The following is a 22,359-nucleotide window of genomic DNA, read 5'->3' as shown; positions in this document are numbered from 1 at the left end:
AATATCTGCGCAGGCAACACGAGGCTGGCTAGCATGTTCAAATAATCGTTTTTCATAATGCGAAGTAAGCAATACTTCACGAGTATAAAAAATAATCCCCGCTAAAAATCTACTGAGCCGGTTTGAGCCCTTGCTTATTCCTTTTTCAAGGTAAATCCCAGCATCATACCATCGTAGCTGTTTGCCAGCGATCCGATTGTTTTAAGGGTGCTATTGTTGCTCTTGCTGGAAATCAGGGTAATCAGCTTTAAGAGTTTGTCCGAATTGAACAGCAGGTCCATATTGGCGGATGTACAGTTTATTTTGGCGTTAAGCGGAATCAGCTTCATGAATTTCAGACTTGTATTCTGTGTGGAAGCATCGTAGGAGTAAGTTCCTTTTATGCTTTTTGCGCCTACTTTGGCTGTGAAGGTGCTGTCTGCATTGAAGGTGAAAGACATTTGTCCTTCCTTGATGCCTACCCTTGCCAATTGTTCTTTCAGCTTGTTCTCGGCAGCATTGGCAGCTACCGAACCGCCGGCTTTTTGCAGCAGGTTGTCCGATTCGAATTCGATGGCCGGGCCGGTATATGTCCATGTCCCTTCCATGCTGGCGGTGTTTTTACCGGTTATGGCATTGACTGCCTTTTCGATGTTTTCTTTGTTCAATAAGTCTTTCAGAGATTGTGCCTGGCTGTCGGGAGCCATCAGCAATGCGGCAATGAGTATTTGCCAAAAAACAAATCTTTTCATTTTGGTTGTAACAGTTATGATTTGGAATTAATTTCTTTATTGATTTGTTCGATATAGTCCAGGAGTTCGTCACGCCCCATACGGTTCTCGGAAGATGTGATGAAGTGGGGCGGAAGTTCCTCCCATTGTTCACGCAGCTTCTCCAGGTAGTGGCGGATGTTGCTGTTTATCCTGCCGCCTTTCAGTTTGTCGGCTTTGGTGAAAACGATGGCGAAGGGTACTCCGTTCTCGCCCAGCCATTCTATGAAAGCGAGGTCTATGGCTTGCGGTTCGTGGCGGCTGTCGACGAGGACAAAGAGGCAGGTCATCTGCTCGCGTTGCAGAATGTAGGTCTCTATGATGCGCTGAATCTGTTCCTGGCCTTTCTGTCCGCGCTTGGCATAGCCGTAGCCCGGAAGGTCGACGATGTACCAGTTCTTATTAATCAGGAAGTGATTGATGAGCATGGTCTTTCCCGGAGTTGCAGATGTCATGGCGAGTCCTTTACGCCCCGTCAGCATGTTGATGAGGCTGGATTTTCCAACGTTGGAACGTCCGATGAAGGCGTATTCGGGGAATGTCCCGCCGGGGCATTTTTTAACGTCTGTATTGCTGATGACGAATTCGGCGCTTGTTATCTCCATTTTATTACTTGTTTTTTTGTTGTTTCTTCATGCAAAGGTAGCACTTATTTCAAAAATCTCCGTCCGTAATGCGGAATTCTCTCTGTTTTTGGAGAGGACAGGCTGCATTCCGGTCATATAATTTCAAGCGAACTTAATTGCATTGCACTCAATTTGCACTATCTTTGCCCACCGATAGAAGAATTTAAGGTATGAATGGACAATATCCCTCGACATTGCTGGAAAAAGCGGTGAATGAGTTTGCCAAACTGCCGGGTATAGGCAGGAAAACGGCCATGAGACTGGTGCTTCATCTGCTGCGTCAGGATACGGCGGCGGTGGAGGCTTTCGGCAATGCCATCGTTACGTTGAAGCATGAAGTGAAATACTGCAAGGTGTGTCATAATATTTCTGATACGGAGACTTGCCGCATCTGTTCCAACCCTCAGCGCGACTCTTCCGTTATTTGTGTAGTGGAGAATATACGCGACGTGATGGCGGTGGAAGCGACGCAGCAATTCCGCGGGCTTTATCATGTGCTGGGTGGAGTGATTTCGCCGATGGACGGAATAGGCCCCGGCGACCTGGAGATAGAGAGTCTGGTGCAGAGGGTGGCTGCAGGTGGCATTAAGGAAGTTGTGTTTGCCCTCAGTACCACCATGGAAGGCGATACGACCAACTTTTATATTTACCGCAAACTGGAGAAGCTGGGAGTGAAGCTGTCCGTGATAGCGCGCGGCATCTCTGTGGGAGATGAACTGGAATATGCGGACGAGGTAACGCTTGGACGCAGTATTGTAAACCGTACTCCGTTTACAGGTGCGGTGTGATATGGTTTTAAAGAACGAGTGTATGGAAGAAAAGATAAAGCGGGTTGTATCCCGCACAAAAATGATGTTTGTATATTTCTGGCTGCTGCCCGTATTTCTCGTGGCATTTGGAGAAACGGGCGGAGAATGGGTAGGTGCCTATGCAGGGGACGTGCGTGCCGCTTATTTTGCGGAGACTGTCACGATTTTGCTTACTGCTGTGTTGGTGCCTGTTTCCTTGAAGCTTTTTTCATGGATGCTGACCAAGAAGATAGATGTCGTTGCCATTACGGATGCGCTGCGTCTGTATGCACTGTGGAGTGGGGTGCGCCTGGCTCTGCTTGCCATGCCGGTATTGGCAGGATTTCTTACTTATTATATGATGCTGAGCAATAAAGGAGTGCTTTGCGCTTTAATTGCCTTGACTGCGTCTCTGTTCTGCCTGCCGGGTGAAAATCGTTTGCGTAAGGAATTGCATATAGAGAAAGAATGATGAAACCTTCTTATTTTGTAAGTGAGCGTGTGCGTCTTCGGGCTATGGAGCCGGAGGATTTGGAGATAATGTATGCCATGGAGAATGACCCGCAAACGTGGGATGTCACGAACTTTTCGGTACCGTATTCCAAGTATGTGCTGAGGCAATACATGGAAAATTCGCAATGTGATATGTTTGCCGACCGTCAGCTCCGCATGATGATAGTACGTCGCGAGGATGATGCCGTGGTGGGTACTATTGACATTACGGATTTTGCACCGATGCATTCCCGCGGTGAGGTGGGGATTGCGATACGGAAGGAGTATCAGGGCAACGGGTACGCTTCCGATGCCTTGAGACTTTTGTGCGATTATGCTTTCGGCTTTTTATTTCTGAAACAGTTGGTTGTGCATGTGGCTGCCGACAATGAAGCGAGCTTGCGCTTGTTTGGCTCTTGCGGCTTTGTACAATGCGGACTGCTGAAGGAATGGTGGTTTGCAGGCGGCAAATTTAAGGACGTTGTCTTGATGCAATGTATTCGCCTCGATGGTGTGGGGCGGGTAGAGGATAGCCGGTAATCGGATGATTGTCCGGTTACTGTCAGTTCAAAGTGGGGATTTGCGGAAAACGTGACCACATTTCGTATTTTCCGCCAAGTTTGCTAAGTGCATCTTTCCACAAGTTTCTGCAGGCTTTTTCATCCATGAGCGAAGGAATATCGGCTTTGTCCACCAGCCAGGTATTTTCTTCTATTTCCTTTTTCAGTTGTCCGGGTTCCCAGCCCGAATAACCGAGAAAGAAACGTATTCTTCCTTTGATGGAATTACCCTCTGTTATAAATTGCTTGATAGCGGTGAAGTCACCGTTCAGGTAGAGCCCGTTGGCTATGGGGAGCGAGTCTGTTATATTTTCCAATGTGTGCAAATAGAAAAGGGTATCGGTGCTCATCGGTCCGCCTTTATAGATAGGAATATCTTCCCGACAGTTGATTTCGCTTAGTAAATCATTCAGGAACAGAGGTAACGGCTTGTTCATTACAAGTCCCATGGTTCCGTCTTGCGTATGGTCTGCCAGTAAAACAACAGACCGCCCGAACATATAGTCGCACAGAAAAGGTTCGGAAATAAGAACTTTTCCTCGTGTAGGAACTATATGGTTAGTTTCTATTTTGAATATGTCTGCATTGGTATACATGCCCCCAAATTAAGTATTTTTCTATAAAGGAGCAAATTATCTTTCTCTTTTTTATGGGAGTCTGTTTGATTTTTATCCGGAAAGTGTTTTTTCGGGGAGTTTTAAAGTTTTACAGAGAATGAAGCGTCGTCAGAGTTTGGCGCATTCATTCTCTGTAAAAGGTTGTATATGTCCTATCTGACAGGATGATTTTCTGCAAAGACGGCCATGCGTTCGTCCAATTGGGCGTATTGATGGTCTTGGATGAATGAGGTACAGGCCCGCAATCCTTCCTGGTGGCTTCCGGTAGTTACCAGTGAGATAGCGCTTACTCCGTAGTACATCAGTTCTTTGGCAAGTTCACCGCTACTCATGCCCGGATAACCGATGGTAAAGTAAAATCCGTCGGCTACAGGCTCTCCAAGGTCATTGTCGTATACCAGATGGAACCCATGGCGCAGGAAAATCTCTTTCAGTCGCCGTGCACGTTCGCCATATACTTTTACTTCATCCAGGAAGTTGTATTTGCCTTCATTGGCGGCTTTCAGCATGGCTGCAAGTGCGTATTGTGCCGAGTGGCTGGTTCCGGAAGAAAGGGCGTACAGGACACGATGGATAAATACTGTGCCGAATGTACCGCCGCCGTAACGTTGTGTCAGTCCCGGATATGCCCGATGATAAAGTTTGTCCGAGATACAGCTTACCCCGATGCGTTGTCCTGCATAGCTGAATGCTTTGGAACCGGATATGAGTAGTATGTAATGGTCAGTGTAATGGGCTACGGATGGTTGGTAAGGCGCATGGAACGGTTTGCTTAAGTCCTGACGGAAGTCCATGGCGAAATAGGCAAGGTCTTCCAGTACGATTACATCATACCGGGTGGCAAGTTCGCCGATGATACGCAGTTCCTCTTCTTTCAGGCATATCCAGCTGGGATTATTCGGATTGGAGTAGACAATGGCGGATATATTGCCTTTTTTGAGATAGCTTTCCAGCTTTTCTTTCAGTTTGCAGCCACGATAGTCATACACATCGAAAGTTTCATATTTTTGTCCCATTACAACCAATTGTTGCTTTTGTACGGGAAAACCGGGGTCGATAAACAGGATTGTGTCTTTTTTCTCGTCACATTGGCTGCATGTAAGGAAAGAGGCAAAAGTTCCTTGCATGGAACCTGTAACGGGTACGCATCCTTCCGGTGCAACGTCTACGTTGACGAATGCCTTGATAAAGCGGGATGCTTCTTCTTTCAATGCAGGCAAGCCGTTAATATCCGGATACAGGCTTGCTATTCCTTTTTGTAGCGATTCAATTTCTGCCTTTACACCTACGGAGGAGGGTGGGAGTCCGGGAACTCCCATTTCCATTTTTATAAATTCCACACCGGAGTCCGCTTCTGCTTTTGCTGCAATAGCTTTTACTTCGCGGATAGTGGCTTTGGCAAAATCAGTAATATGAAAATCTTCGATGGTTTTATCGATTAGTTCACGTGCAATAGGGGTATTTTTCATAGTTTCTATTTTTTTTTGTCTATGCAAAGATAACATAAATCTCTTATAATCAATAGATGTTGAAAAAAAAGATATTTTTTTTCTTTCAAACTATTGCAGATTCAAAAAAAACACCTACCTTTGCAACCGCAATCGAGAGAGATAGCAATGATAAAATGAAATGATGGTGCGTTAGTTCAGTTGGTTAGAATACATGCCTGTCACGCATGGGGTCACGGGTTCGAGTCCCGTACGCACCGCAATAAATATTGATTATCAATAGCTTACAAAATTAACACCCAATTTTACACCCGACAAAGTAAAATTGGGTGTTTTGTTTTACTTATCTCGCCATTTGTTTGAAACAAGATAATCTATAACTTCTGGACATAGGTATAAATCTCGCAAGAACTATAAACCGCAAAACGTTTTGTAATGCTTTTCCAAATCACTTTGTGAGTCTTTTACACCAATTAACACAAAACAAATTGTGATTTTTTATTCATTTTCCAACTCTATTTAAACGGCTCTCAAAAGGAACTTAAAAGTTCCTCCAATCATTCAGAATTTTTATCTTTGTATGAATCTTAGGGGATATATACTCTATTATTCGCATTTTTCCATTCTATTTAAATGGTCATCCAATGTCTTGGGATTGCATTTCAGTTTCCTACAGATAGCTGCTTTGCTATATCCATACTCAAGCATTGTTTTTATAAGAGATTCTTTTCCGGTGAGCTTGTAATGTGAATTATGTCCCCCTTTACAACGTCCCAATTTCTGCCCTTCAGCTACACGTCGAGCAAGTCCTTCTTTTGTACGCTGGCTTATCAAATCACGTTCAATTTGTGCAGATAATCCAAAGGCGAACGCAAGAATTTGTGATTGAATATTATTGCCCAATTCATATTTTTCCTTCACCGTAAACACTGTTATATTTTTTTGCATAAGAGTATTCAGGATGCTCATAACTTCCATTAATCGACGACCCAGACGGCTGATTTCCGAAGCTATTAATGTATCTCCCTTCTTTAACTTTTTAATAAGGGAACCGAGTTTTCGCTTTTTGGCAGATTTTGTTCCTGATACCGTTTCGGATATCCACTTATCAATATTTAGCTCTCTGATACGAGCAAATTTCTCAATCTCGAATCGTTGATTTTCGACAGTTTGTTTGTCTGTTGATACTCTGATGTAAGCGTAAATCATTTTTGGTGTGAAGGTAAGAATTGAATTTTGTGCTACAAAACTTATATCAGACGCCCCTAAAATGTATAAGATATGGGTGAAGATATAAAAATCAATGAAGTTCAACAAGTAAATGATGCTGCATACATAACAGTGTTACTGGAAGATGGTAGTTTAGGTAAAATTCCACGGAACGATTTAATTGAACTGATAAGAGAAAATATGCCGGAATCAAATTCGGAACAGAAAGGACTGGCTTCTCCGGTAACTCCCAAACATTATAATTATTATCAAGTCGATTGTAAGCTATCTGACCTTACTCAAAACGGCTATTACTATATTGATGACAAAATTTATCGTAAGGATGCTCCTGAAGGTTTGACTAATTATAATCTTGTAGTCTTTAATAATGGTTTTGTTATCCAATTATTGCATGATTGGCATCACTGTTATTTTATCAGAGATTGTTGGGGAGAATGGAGCGAATGGAGACAAATTTCTTTATCATAAAGTTTGTTTAGCCCCTACTACCCTTGACAGACCATATTCTTTGCCCCTAAAATGTACAAAGTATGGCAGAAGATATTAAGGAAAACGAAATGCAGAATGGTAGTCCCACTCTTTTAAGAGGATTGGATGCTGAAGGAAATAGTGTTGTTATACCTACAAGGGATTTAGCAGGCCTGATAATGTCTCCATATAAAATAGTTTCAGACATTATACATGTACCGGCTGATAAATGTTTGAAAATCGGCTCTTTCAGTTTGGATGAATTAGGGTATGGTTTTTCCACAATAAATTTATCTGTGCATGAATATAACTATGGTGGTTGGGGGTATAGACAGGCATCATATTTATTCAATATTGCCAACGAGAGTGCTGACAATACTCTTCATGGGACTTTATATGGATGTAAAACAATGTTTTCCGAAGCATATATAAAACGGCTAAGAAGTGCATTTGATAGAGATGGAATATTCCGTGATTTATACCTTGATTTTAATATGGAATGCTTCGTGTCAATAGATGCCAAGGTGATTCACTGGGTGAATATAGAAATATCCGATGAGTTGAATGCAGGGACTGTTAAAAATATATCGCATGGGACAATTCAATATCTCAACCAGTAAGGATTTTGTACCCAATTATTTATATTTATAACTCCTATATTCTTATACTGTATCATTTGCCCCTAAAATGTAAGAATATGGCAGAGGATATTAAAATGAACGTCTTCCCGCAAGTTACAAATGCGGAATATATATATGGTGAACTCGTAGATGGAAGTCAAGTAAAGATAAATAAGAACGAATTAGCTTGTTTAATAGGTGCTGTAATTTACAGTAGTTCGATTTCAGATTTGGATAAAATAGAGACAAGTGGAATATATTCTATTGGCGATAAATGCGAAAACGTTCCATCCGAATCAGGACAAACACAAGGTTGTATCCTTTTCCATTTACATTGGGATATAAATTGTTCCAAACAACTCTATTTCACATATAATGGTGCTGTTTTTTATCGTTTCAAAACTCGTTTTTGGTCTGACTGGAAACAAATATCTTTTACTTAAACTGTTATAAATATTAGGAACCGTTTTTCTATTTCATTTCTTCTGCCCCTAAAATGTATTAGGTATGGTAGAGGATATTAAAATGAACGCATTTCAAGAAGTAGAGGATTATGAATATATTTATGTAGAATTGGCAGATGGCAGCCAAGCAAAGATAAAAAAGAGCGTTCTTGCAAATTTAATAAGGACAGAAATTAAAGAATCATTCCTACAGAATAATACAGAAATTATTGACGATTGCAATAGTCTTGGCACTTATGAGAATAATGGTCTATATTGGATAAATGAAGATACTAAAAATGCTCCACCGCTTACTGATTATAAATTAGCTTTCTTATTTAAATTAACCTCACCTGGTTTTTATTATCAGCTATGCGTCGAACCATATACTAACAACCGTTGGTATAGATGGTTCAGTAATTATTGGAGTGACTGGAAGAAAATATAAATTACCAATTGTATTGATTGAAAAGGTTCCTCACGTCTTAACCATATTCTTTGCCCCTAAAATGTACAAGATATGGGTAAAGATATAAAAATCAATGAAGCGCAACAAGTGAAGGATGCTGCATACGTAACAGTGGTATTAACAGATGGGAGTCTTGGGAAAATCGCCAAAAATGATTTGATAGAATTATTCAAAACATCAATAGGCTTCAATACAGTTTTACAAGACAAAGGTGAAGCTAAAGATGATTTGAACACGTACAAAAGTACTGGGTATTATGATATAAATTATGTTTCTAACAAAAATGCCAACTTTCCGCCTTATATCAATTATGGCGGATTAATAGTAATATCGTGTAATCAAGGCCGATGGGTATTACAAATAGCTTATAGCGTTCAAGACAATCAGATACGAACGCGAAGCTGTAATGATTTGGGAGCTTGGCAAGATTGGCATGAGCGCTAACTTTTATCTAATATATCTTCTGCCCCTAAAATGTACAAGATATGGCAGAGGATATTAAGGAAAATGAAATGCAGAATGGAAAACCAGCCAGATTGAGAGGCATAGATGCAGATGGGAACAGCATAACACCAACAATGGAAGAAGTGACCGATGCACTACCGGGAGAACAAAAGTACGACAGAGGAGTGTATTACTCACTGCCTAAGTCCATTGTATCTGTCCATAAACCAACTGGAGGCAATGAAATTAAGACCATAACGTTATTAAAAATAGGAGACTATAACACGTCCCATTTTAATTTCTTTGAGATTTTTACTATTCCATTTTATTCGAATAACCATTGCTTACCCGGCTGGTGCAAGGTTCATTATGCGCCCGCTGGTACACTCCAAAGTGATGTTGCTCATTCTGAATGCGGATGTTTCTCTAATTTAAGGCAGATAAGCTATAAAGGGAACGTTTATTTGGCTATTGATATACTGGTGAATCAGTATGGTTCTGCGTATATTGCTCTGACCGGTTATCATGAAGATACATCACAGATAATGGATGTTACCGGAGATTTTACAGAACTTCAATAAGATGAACATACAATGAGGAAACTGCAAAATCCTCATTGTATGCCAGTATTTCCATTAAGATGTAAAAGATATTTTCTTCCAATCACTCCAAAAGTCCCAAAGTTGTCTGATATACAAATTTTGTGGCCATGCTTCAGCGCACATTTGAAATCCCACAGAATCGGTGATTATTGTAAGAATACAGCCATATGCAGCTGGATAATTGTATTCTTTGTAATTTTCCTGATGATAACGGCAAAAACCATTAGGCAGATTATCAGCATTTACATTATCGTTGTCAGATATAAGTCCGGAAAGGTTTTTTAAATCAGAGGTGTCCATAAGGCCTTTATACTCATGAGTAGCCGTGGGCATATTTATTCTTATTAGGTCCACCAAGTCTGCTTTGGCTATTTTTCCAAGAGTTCCATCTTCCAATATCACTGTTATATATGCAGCATCATTTGCTTGTTGAACTTCATTAATTTTTATATCTTCACCCATACCTAATATATTTTAGGGGCGTCATTTCTACTACAAAAATCAGCCCAATTTAACAATTAACTATTATCTCGTTTTTGTAAATTAAAAATCATATTTTTCCGTAGTATCTCGCGAATTCAAAAGGTCTCCTAACATCCAGATAACGGTCTATCTCTTCATTGGATTTTGCCTCCATCTCGAACGCTGAATTTCCATACGATATTTTATTCCCATCCGCTCCATGTATACCTTTGAAAGAATGGTAAACACGAGAAACGGCATATTCCAGTCCATATTGCAAATAGAACCACAACGGACACAACAAATACATCCATACGTTGAACCCGGTAACGGACATGACAAGCGTCAACAGAACCATCGAAGCAATCATGCATTCCTCCCACTGTCTTACATGAATAGCTTCATGGTTAAGAACGCGTGTTTTCATTTCCGCCTTGCTTTTCTTGGTAAAGACGAAACAGCCTAAAGTAATGGTGCTGTAGCCCTGCCACAACATCCACTTTGCTAATTTACTTTTATAAAATACTCTCATAGCATTTATTTATTAGGATAAGATTTAGTTACCACATTATTTTTTAAAAAGCTTATTCCATTTGTATTTATCATGACATCATAAAAGTCATTGCCATCATTCTCTGATACATTTATTAGCTGAGGTCTTATTAAAACAGTATATCTTGGATTTCCGGAAACATACTCGATTAATTTCATACGGGGATATGTACTACCACCTTCACCGATGAAATCTATAGTTCCCGCCAACAGATTATCGGAGCCGTACATTCTAAGACTGTTCGTAGCTGAATCAATCACAATACGCTTTCCGTTCATAGAGGTGGATACCTTGCCGGTTATTTCTATGTCCCCGTTTTCTTTAATAACAAAGGAGTTATTGGGCGACTTGATATTTTTAAAAGTACCGCCTGTCGCATTGACTTCTCCGGTTATTTCCGCATTTTCTGCATGTACTTTTCCGTCTTCAGTAACCCGGAAGGGGGCATCATCAGGAGTAGAACTACCTGCCCACATCCGTATCTTTTCACCGGATTGGGAACCGCTAAGGCCGGCAGTCACCGTCCCGTCATCCTTTCTAATACGAAGTTCGTTCCCCTGCATGAATTCTATCATCGCATTTTTAGCAACAATAAGCGATGTGAATATGGCTGCCGTATTAAGTCCGAACTCTTCCCAATACGTACTGTTTCCCGGCGCATTTCCCCCGCTACTTATATGCGTCACCCGGCACTTGTATGCCCGCCAACCAGTCTTCGTACCGTTATCCCTGACCAGTGCCACATCGACGTACCGTGTACCGCCAGCCAGTGACTCATCGTTACGCCACTCTACTCCGGACACCCATTCGGCCTTGCGGAGTATACATCCCTGCAGGCCGTTCTCCCCGTTTTCCACCACCATGTCGTACTCTTCGGAGTTGTACTCGCCGGTCAGTATGTAGCCATAGGTCTTTCCACCGTCCTGCGTCTGGAGTATACGTCTTCCGTCCTTGGTGGTAACCGTCCACATGGGTGGATTTGACGTTCCGTTTCTAACCTTGCATAAAAACACCTTTCCACCCATTTTCACCAGTCCAAGGTAAGGTGTCTTAAGGCCGGTATGCCATTTTCCGTGGTTACTGACCGAAATGCCATCCTGTCCCGGTGCTCCGTCCACGCCGTCCCTTCCCGGAGCGCCATCCTGACCGTTCTTGCCATCAGTTCCGTCCGTTCCCGGTTTCACTTGTAGCAACCAGTCCGAATTTCTTTCTGCAGGTTCAGATGCACTGCCGCTCTCGCTTACACACAGCCAAATGCCGCCATCATGGGAAACCCGGTCATAAAAGGCATAATTTTCACCGGATGCCCACTCTCCACGGTCATTGGCCGTATATACCGGCGTACCGTCAGGTTTCAGCTGCCGTACCGTACCGGTAAAGTACACGCTGTTCAGATACATGGAGTATCCCGTCATATCCAGACCGTGTACGTTCAGGTTTGAGAGGTCGCCCGACTGCATTGCGATGTTGGCGGCCGATATTTCCCAGGTATTCTGGTTACGGAGCATGCGGCTGTAGGTGCGTGTCTCATATACGGATGTCTGACGGTCGGGGTTGGTGAAATTGCCATAACATGAGAAATGCATGTACTTCTGCGGATGCAGCGTTGTTCCCGGACGCAGGGAATAACGGAATGTGCCGTTATCCTCACCTGAGACTCCGGTAATACGGAAGTATGCCGTTCCGAAACCGGCAAAACGGAAATTGCCCTTACTATCGTCCGAATCCTCGGTGGCATTCATCGTCTCATCCTCGAAATGGATGATTCCCATGCTTATATCGTTCGCCGCAACAGCTCCCATTTCCCCGGCTTCCAGCTTGAGATGCACGGTGCCGGTGGAAAGCGGATTTCCCTCATTGTCCGTATCCGCCACCACACTCTCCACAATGCCGACACCCGGCGTGCGCCATTTGATGCCAGCATACACTTCCACACGGTTACGTCTGAGTTCCGGTACCTCAAGCCATTCCCAAAGCCGCAAGCCCCGCATTTCACCGTTGCCGTTCTCATCTATCTTGGCGCCAAATCCGGCCAGTCCGGAAGCGAACCCTTCCTTACCGAATACTGCGCCTGCCAGAAAGGAAACAAGAAAGGAGGTCCTATCCGGACCGATCTTGCTGATGGCACGCCGGGTTATCTCCTTTATCGCCCGTAAGGCTGAAAACACGTTGTATTCGCTGGCCTCACGGTTGTCCCATGATTTAAGCACCTCGATAACCGAGCGGTCCAGCAGCCCGCCGACAACGTACTGCAATCCGTTCAGGTTACTTTCCAGGCTGCGTTTCCAGCCCTTGCCGACTCGGTTCGTGCATTCAACGGCCGCCATGGAAAGGTTTTCCAGCTTGCGTGTAACCTTTGTCATGCGTGTATCCCGGTAACCGCTGCCGGGGAAATACTCTTCGCTGAGCAGCCTTACCGACTGTCCCAGCCGCAGAGGGACGGAGTGCTTCTCAATATAGGTGTAATCGGTATCGCCGCCGTACTTGGTGGTGTCTTCGCTGTATGACGAGAGAAAGTCATCAACGGCCGCCTTGTAATCCTGCTCGGCCTGTTTTTCGTAAGCTTCGGGCATACGGAAATTCCAGGGGATATATTTGTCACCAGCATGCGGTATAAGGTTTCCCCCGGGCAATTGCGTATCTTCATCCGGGTAGGTATTGATGATTTCCCATTCCTTGCTTTCCGAATGATAGTTTGCCTCGAAATCACGCCCGTTCAGCTCACCGCTCTGGAAAGACAATTGTTTGACAAGTCCCGCAATCTCATAATCACATGGGTCAAACTCCATACCTTCGTCCTTGAAATAATAGACTGTAAAGGGTTTGCCGTCATTCCCGGTCCTTTCCTGTGAACGTACGGAGGACACAGTTCCCGTATAATGAGGAAAGATACCCGCAAAGGCATCCTCTTCCACATGTTCATACAGTCCGTAGTCCGTATTTCTGTCCACATACTTGGCGCGATCGGGCAGTTGCAGACGGGAGAAACCGTAGCGGCTTCGGTCTATATTCCTGGTACTTCCCAGCGGAATAAGCCGGGTGAAGAATTTTACGTCATCGCTATTCTCCGTTTGTGTAAGTGAGGCAAGGCCCTGCATGTATCCCAGTTCCACACGTTCCCCGCGCTCACAACGGCACAGGTTGATATAGAAGCCGTCCGACCACCATTCGGTCGAAAAGGTCTCGGCCATGGATGCCAGTGCGTCCCAGCAGGTGGTATTGTTATACTCTATATTTCCGTCCGGTGCATCTATCACGTCACCGATACGCCAGCGTTCCTCACCGTAAATACGGTTCATGTTGTCCACCCATTTCTGCAGGTGCTCCCGGGGACTGCCGTCAAGGCTGAACTGCGGCTCATACTGACCGTCAGTCAGGTGGAGGTATATCACTTGCTGGGCGTCATGTATGGGAGCATAGAATTTCACGGAATAGCGGTATTCCTGGCTGTTCTTTTTCCTGGGCTTGTACTCTTTCTTCACACTGAACCTCACACCCTCCAGTGTTATGTAGTCATTCACCTGCAGTGGCACACAGGCCGGAACCGTAAAGGAGAGCGAGAGCGCATTCTCACTCATCAACTCAAGGTTCCATGTTGAGGACGAAGTGACCGGGACCGTCAGCTTCAGTCCGCCGGATTGATTATAGATTTTGAGTTCCATTCGAGCAGTCTTTAAACATCATTTAAAAGGGTTCCGGTTTCGGTTCCCTGAACTTCATTTTCCATCTGGCTACGGTACTTCCGTCAAAAGCATCGGTCAGGATATCGGCCGGTGTGGCGGACTTGTAGTAAAGCCTGTATTCTATGGATATCCCTTTTACCCGGAGGGTTACCCAGCCTTGTATGAGCGCCTGCATCAGGGCAAGCCGCCTTGCCTCACATCCGGAAAGTGAAGGGGCGTATACAGCCAGATACAGTGTAAGGTCGCGGGGCTTGCAGCGTGGAAGCGGGAGCTGCTGCGGCAATTCCTCACCGTTACGCTCCCTGAAATCCACAGCCGTATATTCCTTCATCTCGGGCGGTTTGAGCAGTTCGGTCACGTTCGTACTGTCTTCCGGCCTGTCCTCGCAGAGGAAGGCCGAATACTCCGTCCAGGCATCCTTGCCGTTAATCACCATATATCCTGTCAGGTCGTACATCATGACACTTCTATTCCATTGTTTCTAAAATATTCCATAATCTCGTTGATACTTTCCAGATACCGGCAGTAGGCTGTATTCTCAGTAATGCTGACGAGCAGGTCGTGGTCTTCCTTCCTTGATTTGGCGAGCTCTTCCAGAAGTTTGTGCATGCCGCTGGCATGATCCTGCAAGGAAGTAAACAGCCCTTCCAGAAGTGTGCCCTGTTCCTGTGTCATGGCAGTGAAGGCTCCGCTGCGTCCGGACTGTGAGCTTGCCGGATCACCCTTCCAGCCGAATATCTCCTTCATCGCGTCACGTTCAGCCAGCGCATCATTCACTATCGAATCCCAGGAATCCTTCAGCATGTCATGTTCCGTCTGGCTCAGCACGCCCGCGGCTTCGGTGGTAACTTTATACCTGTTACGTCCGCGTCTGCCCTGGCCCGTCCGCCATTCCGTCTTCTCCTCCATGGCTTCGGCGAACGAGTCATACCACTTCCTAAGGCGTTCATTGTAGCTTTCCGAAAGCATGCTGTTCAGCATGGCCCTCTGCATGTACTTCTCGAAGTTGTCGGCAAAGTCCGCCGTACTGCTGTCCATATCCATGAGCATGTCCAGAAAGCTGCTGCGCACGCTCTCGAAGGAGATGCCCGTCATGGCTTCCTTGCGCGTCTCCTGCACCTCCTGCCATGCCTCCTCGCTCTCGATGACCTGTTCCAGATATTTGCGTGTATCCTCATGCAGTTCGCTCCAGAAGCCGGTGGCTTCATCACGCAGCTTTACCAGCTTTTCGTAACTCAGGTCAAAGAGGCCGGTCATACGGCCGTCGGATACCTTGTAAAAGTCATTTCCCAATACCTGGCGCGCCTGGTCCCAGGCTGTGGAGGATATGCTTTCCCTCTGTTTCGTTCCATGGGAAGCTTTGGAACCGATGCCGAGAAACCCCTTGCTCGCCCCGGCATTCAGGTAAGCCTTTCCCATTTCGCGGGCATATTCTCCCTGTTGTTGCAGGAGCTCGCCGGCTTTCTTGTAGGAATTATTGGCATTCGCCAGCGTATCGGTCTCCATGGATGCCACCAGTTCCTTTTGTTTGGCGATGACTTTGTCAAGCACCGCCATATAGCTTTCATAACGCTCCTTTGCCTGCTGGTAACGTCTTTCGGAACGCTGGCCGCCCCAATCCGTACCGAAAAGGCTGCCCAATGTCTTGACAAAACCACCGGCTGTATTCACCACGCCGCTTATCATGCCGCCGATGTCACCCGAAAGCATGGAGTTCGCAAATTGGCTGATACCTTCCGACATGGTATTGAAACCCTCTATCACCCGCTTGGCATTCTCGTCCACCGACACTCCGAACCCTTCCAGCATACTGACGACATCATCGGCCGCCTGTGTGTAGGATGACATTTCGCCCGCAACCCCCTGCAGGCTCTGAGCCATTGCCGTACGTTTCCTGCGGCGGTTTTCCTGGGCCTCAGTCAGTTTCTTCTCCGCCTGTTCCTGTGTCAGCAGTCCGGTGACGAGCTTGCCCGTCTCATCCCTGTACAGACCGGTGATAACCTTTCCGCCCGCCATGACGGTGTTCAGATCCTCCTGCGCCTTTTGGACAGTTTCCTGGGCCTTGGCGTATTCATCCATAGACCGTTTCAGTTCCCGGAAGGGCTTGCGGTCGGCAAGCTTCAGGTCAATATTCGTCAGTGCGTCCTGCAGCTGCTTCAAGTCCGAGGGGCGTAATTCTTTGGCCGCCCCGCTGATGTATTCCTTCAGCTTGTCGCGAAGTGCGGAGAGCGACTCCGTACTTTGAGTGTCCAGATTGCCGAATACGTCGGCGAGGTTGACGGTCTTCTTGAACTCCCCGAAATCAAGCTCTTTCAGTTCGTCCTCGCGCCGTCTTTTCAGCATGGCCTTTTCACCTTCGGTTTCGGCTGCGGCAATCTTCAGGGCATAATCCTGTGTGATTGCCAGCCGTTTCTCCTGGTAGCTGCCGTACTCCCTGTTGTAGTCTATCCACGCCTGCCGGTCCTTTTCCCGGAACTGCTTCTCCTCGTCGTAGACATCCTGCATATACTGCACGCCGGCAACCACACGCTGTGAGGAAGCGTCCTGCCTTATCCGGTCAGCCTCCCCGGGGGCTATCGGATTGCCGGCCTTTTTCGATTTCTCCAGCCTGGAGAGCAGCTCCCGTTCTTCCTTGTCGATGGCGGCAAGCGTCTGCTCGTATTCCTGACGGAGCAGTGCCTTGCGTTTGGCGCTGCCTTCCGCCATCAGGGCGATACGGGCATCCTCCAGCTTACGTTGTGCACGCAGGCGGGCATCGGAAAGAGCATCCTGATAGTCGGAAGCATTCCTGCCACCGTCCTTGTTTTTCTTTCCCGTAATGGTTTCCAGCTTTTTCTCCTCGGCTTCTATTACTTTCATGGCCGCCTCATAATCCTCCTTGTTTGTGAGTTTCTTCAGCGCCTTGCGTTTCTCCGCTATGCTGTTTTCCAATTCTTCCACCGAACCGGAAACTACGGTATTGATATTTGTTCCCTCCTTGATACGGGCGGCTTTATCCTGAAACTCTTCCGCACGTTTGAGGGCATCCTCTTCCGCATCATAGATGTCCTTGAGCTTTTTGTTGTAAGCTACGGAAGCAGGGTCGCTACCGAACTGGTCGGTGGAACCTCCGCCGAAGAACTTGTGGATTTTACCGCCGGCACCGAACCATGGACGGTGGGATTCCGCACCTTCCGCTTTCAGCTTGTCGGCCTTATCGCTCTCCTCTACGGCCTTGTCAAGCCATTTCCGGGCCTTCTGTTCCAGTACGAGCACCTCGATATAGTCGGAACTTTTTTTCATAAGCGTATCGTACCATTCGCTCAATGTCTGGTAGTAGCCGAACGTTTCGCCGTATGTACGGTTGAGTTCGGTTACCTTTTTGCGTTCCTCCTCCTTGCTTCCCTTGAACTCCTTTACGGACTTGATTACCCTGTCCATCTCAAACCGGCTTTTCACGAATGTGGCATTCGCCTCTTTTTCCACCTCATAGGTTTCCCGCATGGATTCACGCAGTTCATCCATAGCGTTTTTCCCGCCAAAGAGCCCCTTTATCCATTCTCCTATTTCTTTACCGTATACCACCGTCAGCGTAATAAGCGCCGCCAGTGCCGTTTGCGGGGAGAACAGCGAAGCTGCCACCTGTTTCCATACCGGGGTCGCCTTCTTTCCTGCGGCCGTCATGAGCTCGTATTCCTTGCGGGCATTGCTCACGGCGTCCGTAAACATCGGGATGTTGTTGGATATGGCCAGGAAGAACATCTGCGGCCCCATGGCCAGCGAGGGAAGCTCCCGGGCGATCTGTGCCATGGTCATTCTGACCTGGTTCAGCTTCGGTGCCGGGTCATGCGCCACAAGGGGCGTCTCTCCGGCCTGTCTCTTGGCGGCCTCGTATGCCTTTATCTCATCCTTCAGGCCGCCGATGACACCTTTGAGCGCCTGTATGTCGGCGAGTTCCCTGTCACCGGCAAGGCCCTGCTTCTGCAGCTGCCTGTACTGTCTCTCCAGCTGCTTGAGCTCGCCCTGCAGACGTTCGACCATCTGCTTGTTGAAGCTCTCCAGGGCGGCTATGTTGCCCTCGGCCGACTTCATGCCGGCAAGCGTCCTGTCATCCAGAAATATTTCAAGCTTGATAGGCTGCATTTCTTATAGCGGTTTATTATGTGACAAACAGTTTTCATTCCTCTTCCTCCATGCTCCTGAAGAACTCCAGGGGCGACATGTTTTCCGGGGTACCGCCGCTGCGGGCGGACATCTCCCGGGAAAGTTCGGCGGGCGTCTTTCTGCGTGCGGGAATATGCCTGGGACAGTCCCGCCACATCAGCATGAGCGTCGGATAGTTCACCCCGTGCAGGATATACCTTATGCTCCAGCCCGTATCGCGGGCTATCTGTCCTATCAGTCCGAACGGGCTATGTGAAGGCTCCATATAGCCCTTTAACTCCCGTTCTATCCTTTTCCGTGGCTCAGCAGGGGCGACATCGGGTTGATTGTCTCCGCCAATCTGATAATATTTCCGAAAGGGACAGTACCAAACATGCGCACGACTATTATCCAGGCTTCCTCAAGGGCGGCCGGGTGCATCCAGTGCCGGAGCATCCAGGCTACGGGGCGGTTCAGCAACGGGGAGAGGATACGCCCCCGGACGATACCGCAGGCCACCATGCGGCTCACGCCCACCCCGTGGCGGGTGATGAACTCCACTTTCTGCTCGAAGTCATATTCCTTCACCTCGTCATACCGGACTCCCAGTTTCAGGTACATCCGGCCGATATTCAGCAGGCTCGCATAAGTGGGGACACGCATCACCCAGCGGATATGCCTTCCGCCGGGAAGGCGCAAGGGAAGCGAGATGCCCCCGTCCTGCATTACCCTTTCCGAGAGGATTTCCATTTCAAGGCGCTCCATACGCGTCAGGCTTCTTCAGACGGTTTCGGTTTGCCGGTTTCAGGATCGATGCCGGGGGCGAATATCTTCATCCGCTTGCCGTTCTCATCCTTCATAACCTCGATGTTGAGCTGGACGGAGAGTACGCCCTGGGAGTTCACGCCGCCGCCGAAGTCATTGCCGGTGACTTTCGCCTTGTAAAGGCGGATGGTATGGCCGCTGTCACAGACAATATCCATGACACCCGTCTTCTCCCATTTCTCGGGCGGCTCCCAGTTGCCCTGGTCATCCTTGCTCCCTCCGATTGTATTCACAAGGTTTTCAGCCGACATGTCAATCAGGTTGCCCGTAAAGGCCTTCTTTCCCGGATTGCTCGTGATTGTCGCCACAGGGCCGTCCTTTACCTGGGCGGCGTAGATGTCCACCTGGGTAGCGGCGGTACCCGCAGGGGTGACTCCCTGTTCGTCGAACCAGCCGATTTCAAGGCCGCAGAATTTGACCTGCGACATTCCGAATATTAATTTATCCATGTTTATTCCAAGTTTAAGGGTTAATAAATCGCCGTCTGAGTATTCCCAGCAGAAGGGCGGCGACGGCCGTACGCCCGATCCATATCTGGAACCACTGGAAGCCGGTAGGTTCATGTACCGTTTCAGGTGGTGGTTTCTCCTTCTCCCTGAAAAGCTCGTTACGGATGCGTATGTTCTCTTCGGTAAGGATGAGTATCTGCCGGGCCAGGCTGTCGCAGGCAGCCGTCACTTCCAGGCTGTCTTCCGATATGCGGGTGACATTCACCGTAGCCTGCCCGCTGCGGCGGCTAAAGCCTGTGCCCACCGGAATCAGTTCCAGCATATCCGTCGGGAATTTCGTCTTCGCCATGCTGGGCGGAACAGGCTGCTGCAGGAGAGCGAACCCGCTTCTGCCCGAGAGGCTGTCTTTTTGGCTGTGCTCGTTCCGCACCAATGGCTCCGGACTTCTGCAGCTCGCCACGGATAGGGCAGTCAGCATAATGCCGGCAAGTAGAAGCCCTCTGAATGGTACGGTTAAGTTCCCGCACTGCCTTGTAGAGTTTAATATTCTCATTCTGTAAGTCTATTAATGTTCCTGACAGGTTGTCGTACATTTCCTTATAGGCGTCGTTCCGCTCCTTGGCGGCGAGTACCTTGTTGTTCTCCCGATGTCTCAGCCATGCCCAGAGGGAACCGGCAATGCCGCTCGGCACAAGCCATTGGAGAATCTGCATTATCAGGTCTGAATTCATGGCTGGAAATCATTAAGGGTTATCAATCATCAGAGCAGTTCCCATCCCGCTTCCACGTCCGCCGTTACTGCCGGCACTCCGTTTTCCACCTGTGAGATGGCGGCGGCAAAAGCGCACATGGTTACCCGGTCGTTCACATCGGGCACATACGTGTTCGGAACCTGCATCTCCCGGCACACCCGGCTGATATAGCCGGAAGTGTTGTTTTCCACAGGAGGCGCCCAGCGGTTGATGAAGTCCGCTATCGTACGGCAGCCGTTGTTACGGCGGTAGTTCTGCAGTAACTTTATCAGGGCACGATAACCGTAGGCCATCGTACGGAACTGGCAGAAAGACCTGTCACGCGAGGGGCGGATTTCCCCCTGCCACACAGTACGTGACAGGCGGATGTTACCCGGATTATTGTTGCGTAAACCTCGTGCTGCCATCATTCTCCGATTTCTGAGGTTCCGATACTGATGTAAGCATTTCCGTCATACATCAACGTAGTCACTTTGCTTGCCGCACAGGCAACCTTGCCGATGGTCTGGGCATTGGTGCTGGCATTCCTGACGATGAGCAACGAACCGGCCTGCACCCGGGTGTCCAGTTCAAAAGTGGTTGCTGCGGTTTCGGCGGCAATATCCACTATTTGCGGATTGCAGTCGTGCACCAGCGACTTACCTTCAGTTTTACGGGTTACAGCGACCGGGAACGGTATCTGTACACAGCGGTCACCTTCTTCTGTATAGGGGGCGAAGAAGTCAAAGCTTCTCCGCGATTTCATATTGATATAGCTCATTGTTCTTTAATTTTTAGGGTTAGGATTTCTTGGTGGTAAACATGGCACCCAGATACTTGCCTGTAATAGGCAATGCGATGCCGCGCATATTGAAGCCCAGGACATCACCACGGTATTCCGGATCATTCAGGCGGTAGTACATGTCCTCCATGCTCTTGGCACGACAAACTGCATCACGGTACCATACTGTGGAGGCGATAGCGTCCGTATCGCGGACAGGAGCACCCCATTCCACCTTCTCACCCGTAGTACCGTTGTATTTAGGCACCATGGAAGTGACGTGAATTTTGAAGCCGAACATGGAACCGGTAGAGAAGAACGTCTTGAACATCTCCAGGTCTTGAAGCTGCAAGTCGGTAGCATGGTACGGATGCAGTGCCAGGATACGCCCTTCTTTTGGAACCAGCATCATGTCGAGCTGGGTGGAGAGCGCCAGAACCTTTTCATAGGTCATGGCCACATAACCGGTACCCTGTTTGCTGGCATTGCCGTCGTTGATTTTTATAACCGGGGTAGTTTCACTATCCTTCTTGGGCGCCCAGTTGTAGATGGCCAGCTCGGAAAACTGCATCTGCAGTGACTTCTGGTGTCCGGCGGCCACGCTTCTACGTTTTTCGGCGGATTCTTCGATTTCGATGGCGTTGATATGTACGGTGTTTTCCGTATCGAAACGTTTCATCGGAATCTTGTAGGGTTTGTCACCACGGGCGACTACCGGTATCGGATATACCTCATTGTCGATGAATACTCTGGGGTCGATACCCGCTTCCTGCAGGTTCAGGTACTCGTTATCGGTCCACATGCTGAAATCACGCGAGTCGGAAACGAACGAGGTTTCCGGATAGAACTTCTCGATAATCTCGGGAATCCAGATTTCCTTGTTAAGGCCCTCCGCCAGGCAGCCGGTAAGTTGCAACGGAACCAGCGAAAGCCCCATCTGGATGCCGAACATCAGGTTGTGGTCGATGCCGATACTCTGGGCAAACAAGCCTGAGGTGGCGAAATTGAACAGCAACGCTGTGAGCAGTGAAAAGATGAATTTTGTCTTCATTGTCTTTTTATCTTTATGTTTATAAAATAGACATTATATAGATTAATTTGTTATATGACTCATTTTGTGACTGATTCTAAAGTTGTGTAATCCACAAGCAATAAGAATCACCATATCTTCGAAACCGAATTTATGGCATCTGAATC

Annotated in this window: 27 protein-coding genes and 1 tRNA gene; 10 read left to right on the top strand and 18 right to left on the bottom strand. The window is 47.3% G+C overall.

What is annotated here, in order from left to right; all coding sequences use genetic code 11:
- Window positions 1–134 precede the first annotated feature (134 nt).
- Together H8S52_RS17610 and yihA are read right to left on the bottom strand one after the other, a co-directional pair.
- On the bottom strand, window positions 135–731 hold the full coding sequence (locus tag H8S52_RS17610; protein ID WP_117986085.1) for a DUF4923 family protein: 597 nt from the start codon (window positions 729–731) through the stop codon (window positions 135–137).
- A gap of 14 nt (window positions 732–745) precedes the next feature.
- A complete protein-coding gene (yihA, locus tag H8S52_RS17605; RefSeq protein WP_016662884.1) occupies window positions 746–1,354 on the bottom strand; it encodes a ribosome biogenesis GTP-binding protein YihA/YsxC in 609 nt (202 codons plus the stop codon).
- A 191-nt stretch (window positions 1,355–1,545) separates the two neighbouring features.
- Between yihA and recR the strand changes: the two genes are divergently transcribed.
- Genes recR through H8S52_RS17590 form a run of 3 tightly spaced genes read left to right on the top strand, consistent with a single transcriptional unit; the run spans window position 1,546 to window position 3,195 of the window.
- Window positions 1,546–2,163: a recombination mediator RecR gene (gene recR / locus H8S52_RS17600; protein WP_005653809.1), complete on the top strand. Its 618-nt coding sequence runs from the start codon at window positions 1,546–1,548 to the stop codon at window positions 2,161–2,163.
- A gap of 22 nt (window positions 2,164–2,185) precedes the next feature.
- On the top strand, window positions 2,186–2,635 hold the full coding sequence (locus H8S52_RS17595; protein WP_016662882.1) for a hypothetical protein: 450 nt from the start codon (window positions 2,186–2,188) through the stop codon (window positions 2,633–2,635).
- Window positions 2,635–3,195, top strand: coding sequence for a GNAT family N-acetyltransferase (locus H8S52_RS17590; protein WP_117906301.1), 561 nt, complete (start codon window positions 2,635–2,637; stop codon window positions 3,193–3,195). The genes H8S52_RS17595 and H8S52_RS17590 overlap by 1 nt, the downstream gene beginning before the upstream one ends.
- A gap of 22 nt (window positions 3,196–3,217) precedes the next feature.
- Here H8S52_RS17590 and H8S52_RS17585 read toward each other — a convergent pair whose 3' ends face one another.
- Both H8S52_RS17585 and H8S52_RS17580 read right to left on the bottom strand, forming a co-directional pair.
- The gene (locus H8S52_RS17585; protein ID WP_117742044.1) at window positions 3,218–3,811 is read right to left on the bottom strand and encodes a YqgE/AlgH family protein; all 594 of its coding nucleotides are present in this window, start codon (window positions 3,809–3,811) and stop codon (window positions 3,218–3,220) included.
- A gap of 173 nt (window positions 3,812–3,984) precedes the next feature.
- Window positions 3,985–5,301, bottom strand: a complete 1,317-nt coding sequence (locus H8S52_RS17580) for a pyridoxal phosphate-dependent aminotransferase (RefSeq protein WP_118207299.1) — start codon at window positions 5,299–5,301, stop codon at window positions 3,985–3,987.
- Window positions 5,302–5,466: 165 nt separating this feature from the next.
- Between H8S52_RS17580 and H8S52_RS17575 the strand changes: the two genes are divergently transcribed.
- Window positions 5,467–5,540: transfer RNA gene (locus tag H8S52_RS17575), tRNA-Asp, on the top strand.
- Between the two features lie 346 nt (window positions 5,541–5,886).
- Here H8S52_RS17575 and H8S52_RS17570 read toward each other — a convergent pair.
- Window positions 5,887–6,489 (bottom strand): master DNA invertase Mpi family serine-type recombinase, encoded by a 603-nt coding sequence (locus tag H8S52_RS17570; protein WP_117859174.1) that lies wholly within the window; start codon window positions 6,487–6,489, stop codon window positions 5,887–5,889.
- 72 nt (window positions 6,490–6,561) lie between these two features.
- Between H8S52_RS17570 and H8S52_RS17565 the strand changes: the two genes are divergently transcribed.
- From H8S52_RS17565 to H8S52_RS17540, 6 genes are all read left to right on the top strand, one after another.
- Entirely contained in the window at window positions 6,562–6,978 is a 417-nt protein-coding gene (locus tag H8S52_RS17565; protein WP_117859184.1) for a hypothetical protein, read from the top strand.
- 62 nt (window positions 6,979–7,040) lie between these two features.
- The gene (locus H8S52_RS17560; RefSeq protein ID WP_118154024.1) at window positions 7,041–7,598 is read left to right on the top strand and encodes a hypothetical protein; all 558 of its coding nucleotides are present in this window, start codon (window positions 7,041–7,043) and stop codon (window positions 7,596–7,598) included.
- A 77-nt stretch (window positions 7,599–7,675) separates the two neighbouring features.
- Window positions 7,676–8,041, top strand: a complete 366-nt coding sequence (locus H8S52_RS17555) for a hypothetical protein (RefSeq protein ID WP_117859180.1) — start codon at window positions 7,676–7,678, stop codon at window positions 8,039–8,041.
- Window positions 8,042–8,105: 64 nt separating this feature from the next.
- Window positions 8,106–8,489, top strand: coding sequence for a hypothetical protein (locus H8S52_RS17550; RefSeq protein ID WP_117859185.1), 384 nt, complete (start codon window positions 8,106–8,108; stop codon window positions 8,487–8,489).
- A 72-nt stretch (window positions 8,490–8,561) separates the two neighbouring features.
- Window positions 8,562–8,954, top strand: a complete 393-nt coding sequence (locus H8S52_RS17545) for a pyocin knob domain-containing protein (RefSeq protein ID WP_117859176.1) — start codon at window positions 8,562–8,564, stop codon at window positions 8,952–8,954.
- Between the two features lie 41 nt (window positions 8,955–8,995).
- Window positions 8,996–9,535, top strand: a complete 540-nt coding sequence (locus H8S52_RS17540) for a hypothetical protein (protein WP_118154027.1) — start codon at window positions 8,996–8,998, stop codon at window positions 9,533–9,535.
- Window positions 9,536–9,589: 54 nt separating this feature from the next.
- Here the strand turns inward: H8S52_RS17540 and H8S52_RS17535 are convergent, their stop codons facing one another.
- From H8S52_RS17535 to H8S52_RS17475, 13 genes are all read right to left on the bottom strand, one after another.
- The gene (locus tag H8S52_RS17535) at window positions 9,590–10,018 is read right to left on the bottom strand and encodes a hypothetical protein (RefSeq protein WP_117859189.1); all 429 of its coding nucleotides are present in this window, start codon (window positions 10,016–10,018) and stop codon (window positions 9,590–9,592) included.
- An 88-nt stretch (window positions 10,019–10,106) separates the two neighbouring features.
- Complete coding sequence (locus tag H8S52_RS17530; protein WP_117859191.1) at window positions 10,107–10,550, bottom strand: hypothetical protein; 444 nt, start codon at window positions 10,548–10,550, stop codon at window positions 10,107–10,109.
- 5 nt (window positions 10,551–10,555) lie between these two features.
- Window positions 10,556–14,233, bottom strand: a complete 3,678-nt coding sequence (locus tag H8S52_RS17525; protein WP_186910307.1) for a collagen-like protein — start codon at window positions 14,231–14,233, stop codon at window positions 10,556–10,558.
- 22 nt (window positions 14,234–14,255) lie between these two features.
- Window positions 14,256–14,714 (bottom strand): hypothetical protein, encoded by a 459-nt coding sequence (locus H8S52_RS17520; protein ID WP_117859193.1) that lies wholly within the window; start codon window positions 14,712–14,714, stop codon window positions 14,256–14,258.
- Window positions 14,711–18,376: a hypothetical protein gene (locus H8S52_RS17515; protein WP_186910306.1), complete on the bottom strand. Its 3,666-nt coding sequence runs from the start codon at window positions 18,374–18,376 to the stop codon at window positions 14,711–14,713. Before H8S52_RS17515 ends, H8S52_RS17520 begins: the two co-directional genes overlap by 4 nt.
- A 34-nt stretch (window positions 18,377–18,410) precedes the next feature.
- A complete protein-coding gene (locus H8S52_RS17510; RefSeq protein WP_117859197.1) occupies window positions 18,411–18,662 on the bottom strand; it encodes a hypothetical protein in 252 nt (83 codons plus the stop codon).
- Window positions 18,663–18,682: 20 nt separating this feature from the next.
- Window positions 18,683–19,141 carry a hypothetical protein gene (locus H8S52_RS17505; RefSeq protein ID WP_117859198.1) on the bottom strand — a complete coding sequence of 153 codons (459 nt, stop codon included), beginning with the start codon at window positions 19,139–19,141 and terminating at the stop codon, window positions 18,683–18,685.
- A gap of 5 nt (window positions 19,142–19,146) precedes the next feature.
- Window positions 19,147–19,650, bottom strand: coding sequence for a hypothetical protein (locus H8S52_RS17500; protein WP_117859200.1), 504 nt, complete (start codon window positions 19,648–19,650; stop codon window positions 19,147–19,149).
- 13 nt (window positions 19,651–19,663) lie between these two features.
- Window positions 19,664–19,972 (bottom strand): hypothetical protein, encoded by a 309-nt coding sequence (locus tag H8S52_RS17495; RefSeq protein ID WP_222620331.1) that lies wholly within the window; start codon window positions 19,970–19,972, stop codon window positions 19,664–19,666.
- Window positions 19,938–20,381: a hypothetical protein gene (locus H8S52_RS17490; RefSeq protein WP_151870898.1), complete on the bottom strand. Its 444-nt coding sequence runs from the start codon at window positions 20,379–20,381 to the stop codon at window positions 19,938–19,940. The genes H8S52_RS17495 and H8S52_RS17490 overlap by 35 nt, the downstream gene beginning before the upstream one ends.
- A 29-nt stretch (window positions 20,382–20,410) precedes the next feature.
- Complete coding sequence (locus tag H8S52_RS17485; RefSeq protein WP_117907338.1) at window positions 20,411–20,812, bottom strand: structural protein P5; 402 nt, start codon at window positions 20,810–20,812, stop codon at window positions 20,411–20,413.
- Complete coding sequence (locus H8S52_RS17480; RefSeq protein WP_225982422.1) at window positions 20,809–21,147, bottom strand: hypothetical protein; 339 nt, start codon at window positions 21,145–21,147, stop codon at window positions 20,809–20,811. The genes H8S52_RS17485 and H8S52_RS17480 overlap by 4 nt, the downstream gene beginning before the upstream one ends.
- A gap of 34 nt (window positions 21,148–21,181) precedes the next feature.
- On the bottom strand, window positions 21,182–22,213 hold the full coding sequence (locus H8S52_RS17475) for a hypothetical protein (RefSeq protein ID WP_151870897.1): 1,032 nt from the start codon (window positions 22,211–22,213) through the stop codon (window positions 21,182–21,184).
- Window positions 22,214–22,359 lie beyond the last annotated feature (146 nt).

Source organism: Bacteroides sp. NSJ-48, assembly GCF_014287405.1.
In the GTDB taxonomy this organism is placed as follows: Bacteria; Bacteroidota; Bacteroidia; order Bacteroidales; family Bacteroidaceae; genus Bacteroides; species Bacteroides stercoris.
The sequence above is the reverse complement of the archived record's forward strand: the minus strand, read 5'-3'. Positions and strand labels throughout refer to the sequence as shown.

What these genes read in the sequence shown, in the direction of transcription:
- H8S52_RS17505 (WP_117859198.1), bottom strand. Translation starts at nt 19,141, where the DNA reads ATGGAGCGCCTTGAAATGGAAATCCTCTCGGAAAGGGTAATGCAGGAC.
- H8S52_RS17570 (WP_117859174.1), bottom strand. Translation starts at nt 6,489, where the DNA reads ATGATTTACGCTTACATCAGAGTATCAACAGACAAACAAACTGTCGAA.
- H8S52_RS17590 (WP_117906301.1), top strand. Translation starts at nt 2,635, where the DNA reads ATGAAACCTTCTTATTTTGTAAGTGAGCGTGTGCGTCTTCGGGCTATG.
- H8S52_RS17500 (WP_117859200.1), bottom strand. Translation starts at nt 19,650, where the DNA reads ATGGATAAATTAATATTCGGAATGTCGCAGGTCAAATTCTGCGGCCTT.
- H8S52_RS17530 (WP_117859191.1), bottom strand. Translation starts at nt 10,550, where the DNA reads ATGAGAGTATTTTATAAAAGTAAATTAGCAAAGTGGATGTTGTGGCAG.
- H8S52_RS17560 (WP_118154024.1), top strand. Translation starts at nt 7,041, where the DNA reads ATGGCAGAAGATATTAAGGAAAACGAAATGCAGAATGGTAGTCCCACT.
- H8S52_RS17580 (WP_118207299.1), bottom strand. Translation starts at nt 5,301, where the DNA reads ATGAAAAATACCCCTATTGCACGTGAACTAATCGATAAAACCATCGAA.
- H8S52_RS17545 (WP_117859176.1), top strand. Translation starts at nt 8,562, where the DNA reads ATGGGTAAAGATATAAAAATCAATGAAGCGCAACAAGTGAAGGATGCT.
- H8S52_RS17495 (WP_222620331.1), bottom strand. Translation starts at nt 19,972, where the DNA reads ATGCTGGAACTGATTCCGGTGGGCACAGGCTTTAGCCGCCGCAGCGGG.
- H8S52_RS17555 (WP_117859180.1), top strand. Translation starts at nt 7,676, where the DNA reads ATGGCAGAGGATATTAAAATGAACGTCTTCCCGCAAGTTACAAATGCG.
- H8S52_RS17565 (WP_117859184.1), top strand. Translation starts at nt 6,562, where the DNA reads ATGGGTGAAGATATAAAAATCAATGAAGTTCAACAAGTAAATGATGCT.
- H8S52_RS17540 (WP_118154027.1), top strand. Translation starts at nt 8,996, where the DNA reads ATGGCAGAGGATATTAAGGAAAATGAAATGCAGAATGGAAAACCAGCC.
- H8S52_RS17585 (WP_117742044.1), bottom strand. Translation starts at nt 3,811, where the DNA reads ATGTATACCAATGCAGACATATTCAAAATAGAAACTAACCATATAGTT.
- H8S52_RS17525 (WP_186910307.1), bottom strand. Translation starts at nt 14,233, where the DNA reads ATGGAACTCAAAATCTATAATCAATCCGGCGGACTGAAGCTGACGGTC.
- H8S52_RS17515 (WP_186910306.1), bottom strand. Translation starts at nt 18,376, where the DNA reads ATGCAGCCTATCAAGCTTGAAATATTTCTGGATGACAGGACGCTTGCC.
- recR (WP_005653809.1), top strand. Translation starts at nt 1,546, where the DNA reads ATGAATGGACAATATCCCTCGACATTGCTGGAAAAAGCGGTGAATGAG.
- H8S52_RS17490 (WP_151870898.1), bottom strand. Translation starts at nt 20,381, where the DNA reads ATGAATTCAGACCTGATAATGCAGATTCTCCAATGGCTTGTGCCGAGC.
- H8S52_RS17550 (WP_117859185.1), top strand. Translation starts at nt 8,106, where the DNA reads ATGGTAGAGGATATTAAAATGAACGCATTTCAAGAAGTAGAGGATTAT.
- H8S52_RS17520 (WP_117859193.1), bottom strand. Translation starts at nt 14,714, where the DNA reads ATGATGTACGACCTGACAGGATATATGGTGATTAACGGCAAGGATGCC.
- H8S52_RS17485 (WP_117907338.1), bottom strand. Translation starts at nt 20,812, where the DNA reads ATGATGGCAGCACGAGGTTTACGCAACAATAATCCGGGTAACATCCGC.
- H8S52_RS17480 (WP_225982422.1), bottom strand. Translation starts at nt 21,147, where the DNA reads ATGAAATCGCGGAGAAGCTTTGACTTCTTCGCCCCCTATACAGAAGAA.
- yihA (WP_016662884.1), bottom strand. Translation starts at nt 1,354, where the DNA reads ATGGAGATAACAAGCGCCGAATTCGTCATCAGCAATACAGACGTTAAA.
- H8S52_RS17610 (WP_117986085.1), bottom strand. Translation starts at nt 731, where the DNA reads ATGAAAAGATTTGTTTTTTGGCAAATACTCATTGCCGCATTGCTGATG.
- H8S52_RS17475 (WP_151870897.1), bottom strand. Translation starts at nt 22,213, where the DNA reads ATGAAGACAAAATTCATCTTTTCACTGCTCACAGCGTTGCTGTTCAAT.
- H8S52_RS17595 (WP_016662882.1), top strand. Translation starts at nt 2,186, where the DNA reads ATGGAAGAAAAGATAAAGCGGGTTGTATCCCGCACAAAAATGATGTTT.
- H8S52_RS17535 (WP_117859189.1), bottom strand. Translation starts at nt 10,018, where the DNA reads ATGGGTGAAGATATAAAAATTAATGAAGTTCAACAAGCAAATGATGCT.
- H8S52_RS17510 (WP_117859197.1), bottom strand. Translation starts at nt 18,662, where the DNA reads ATGGAGCCTTCACATAGCCCGTTCGGACTGATAGGACAGATAGCCCGC.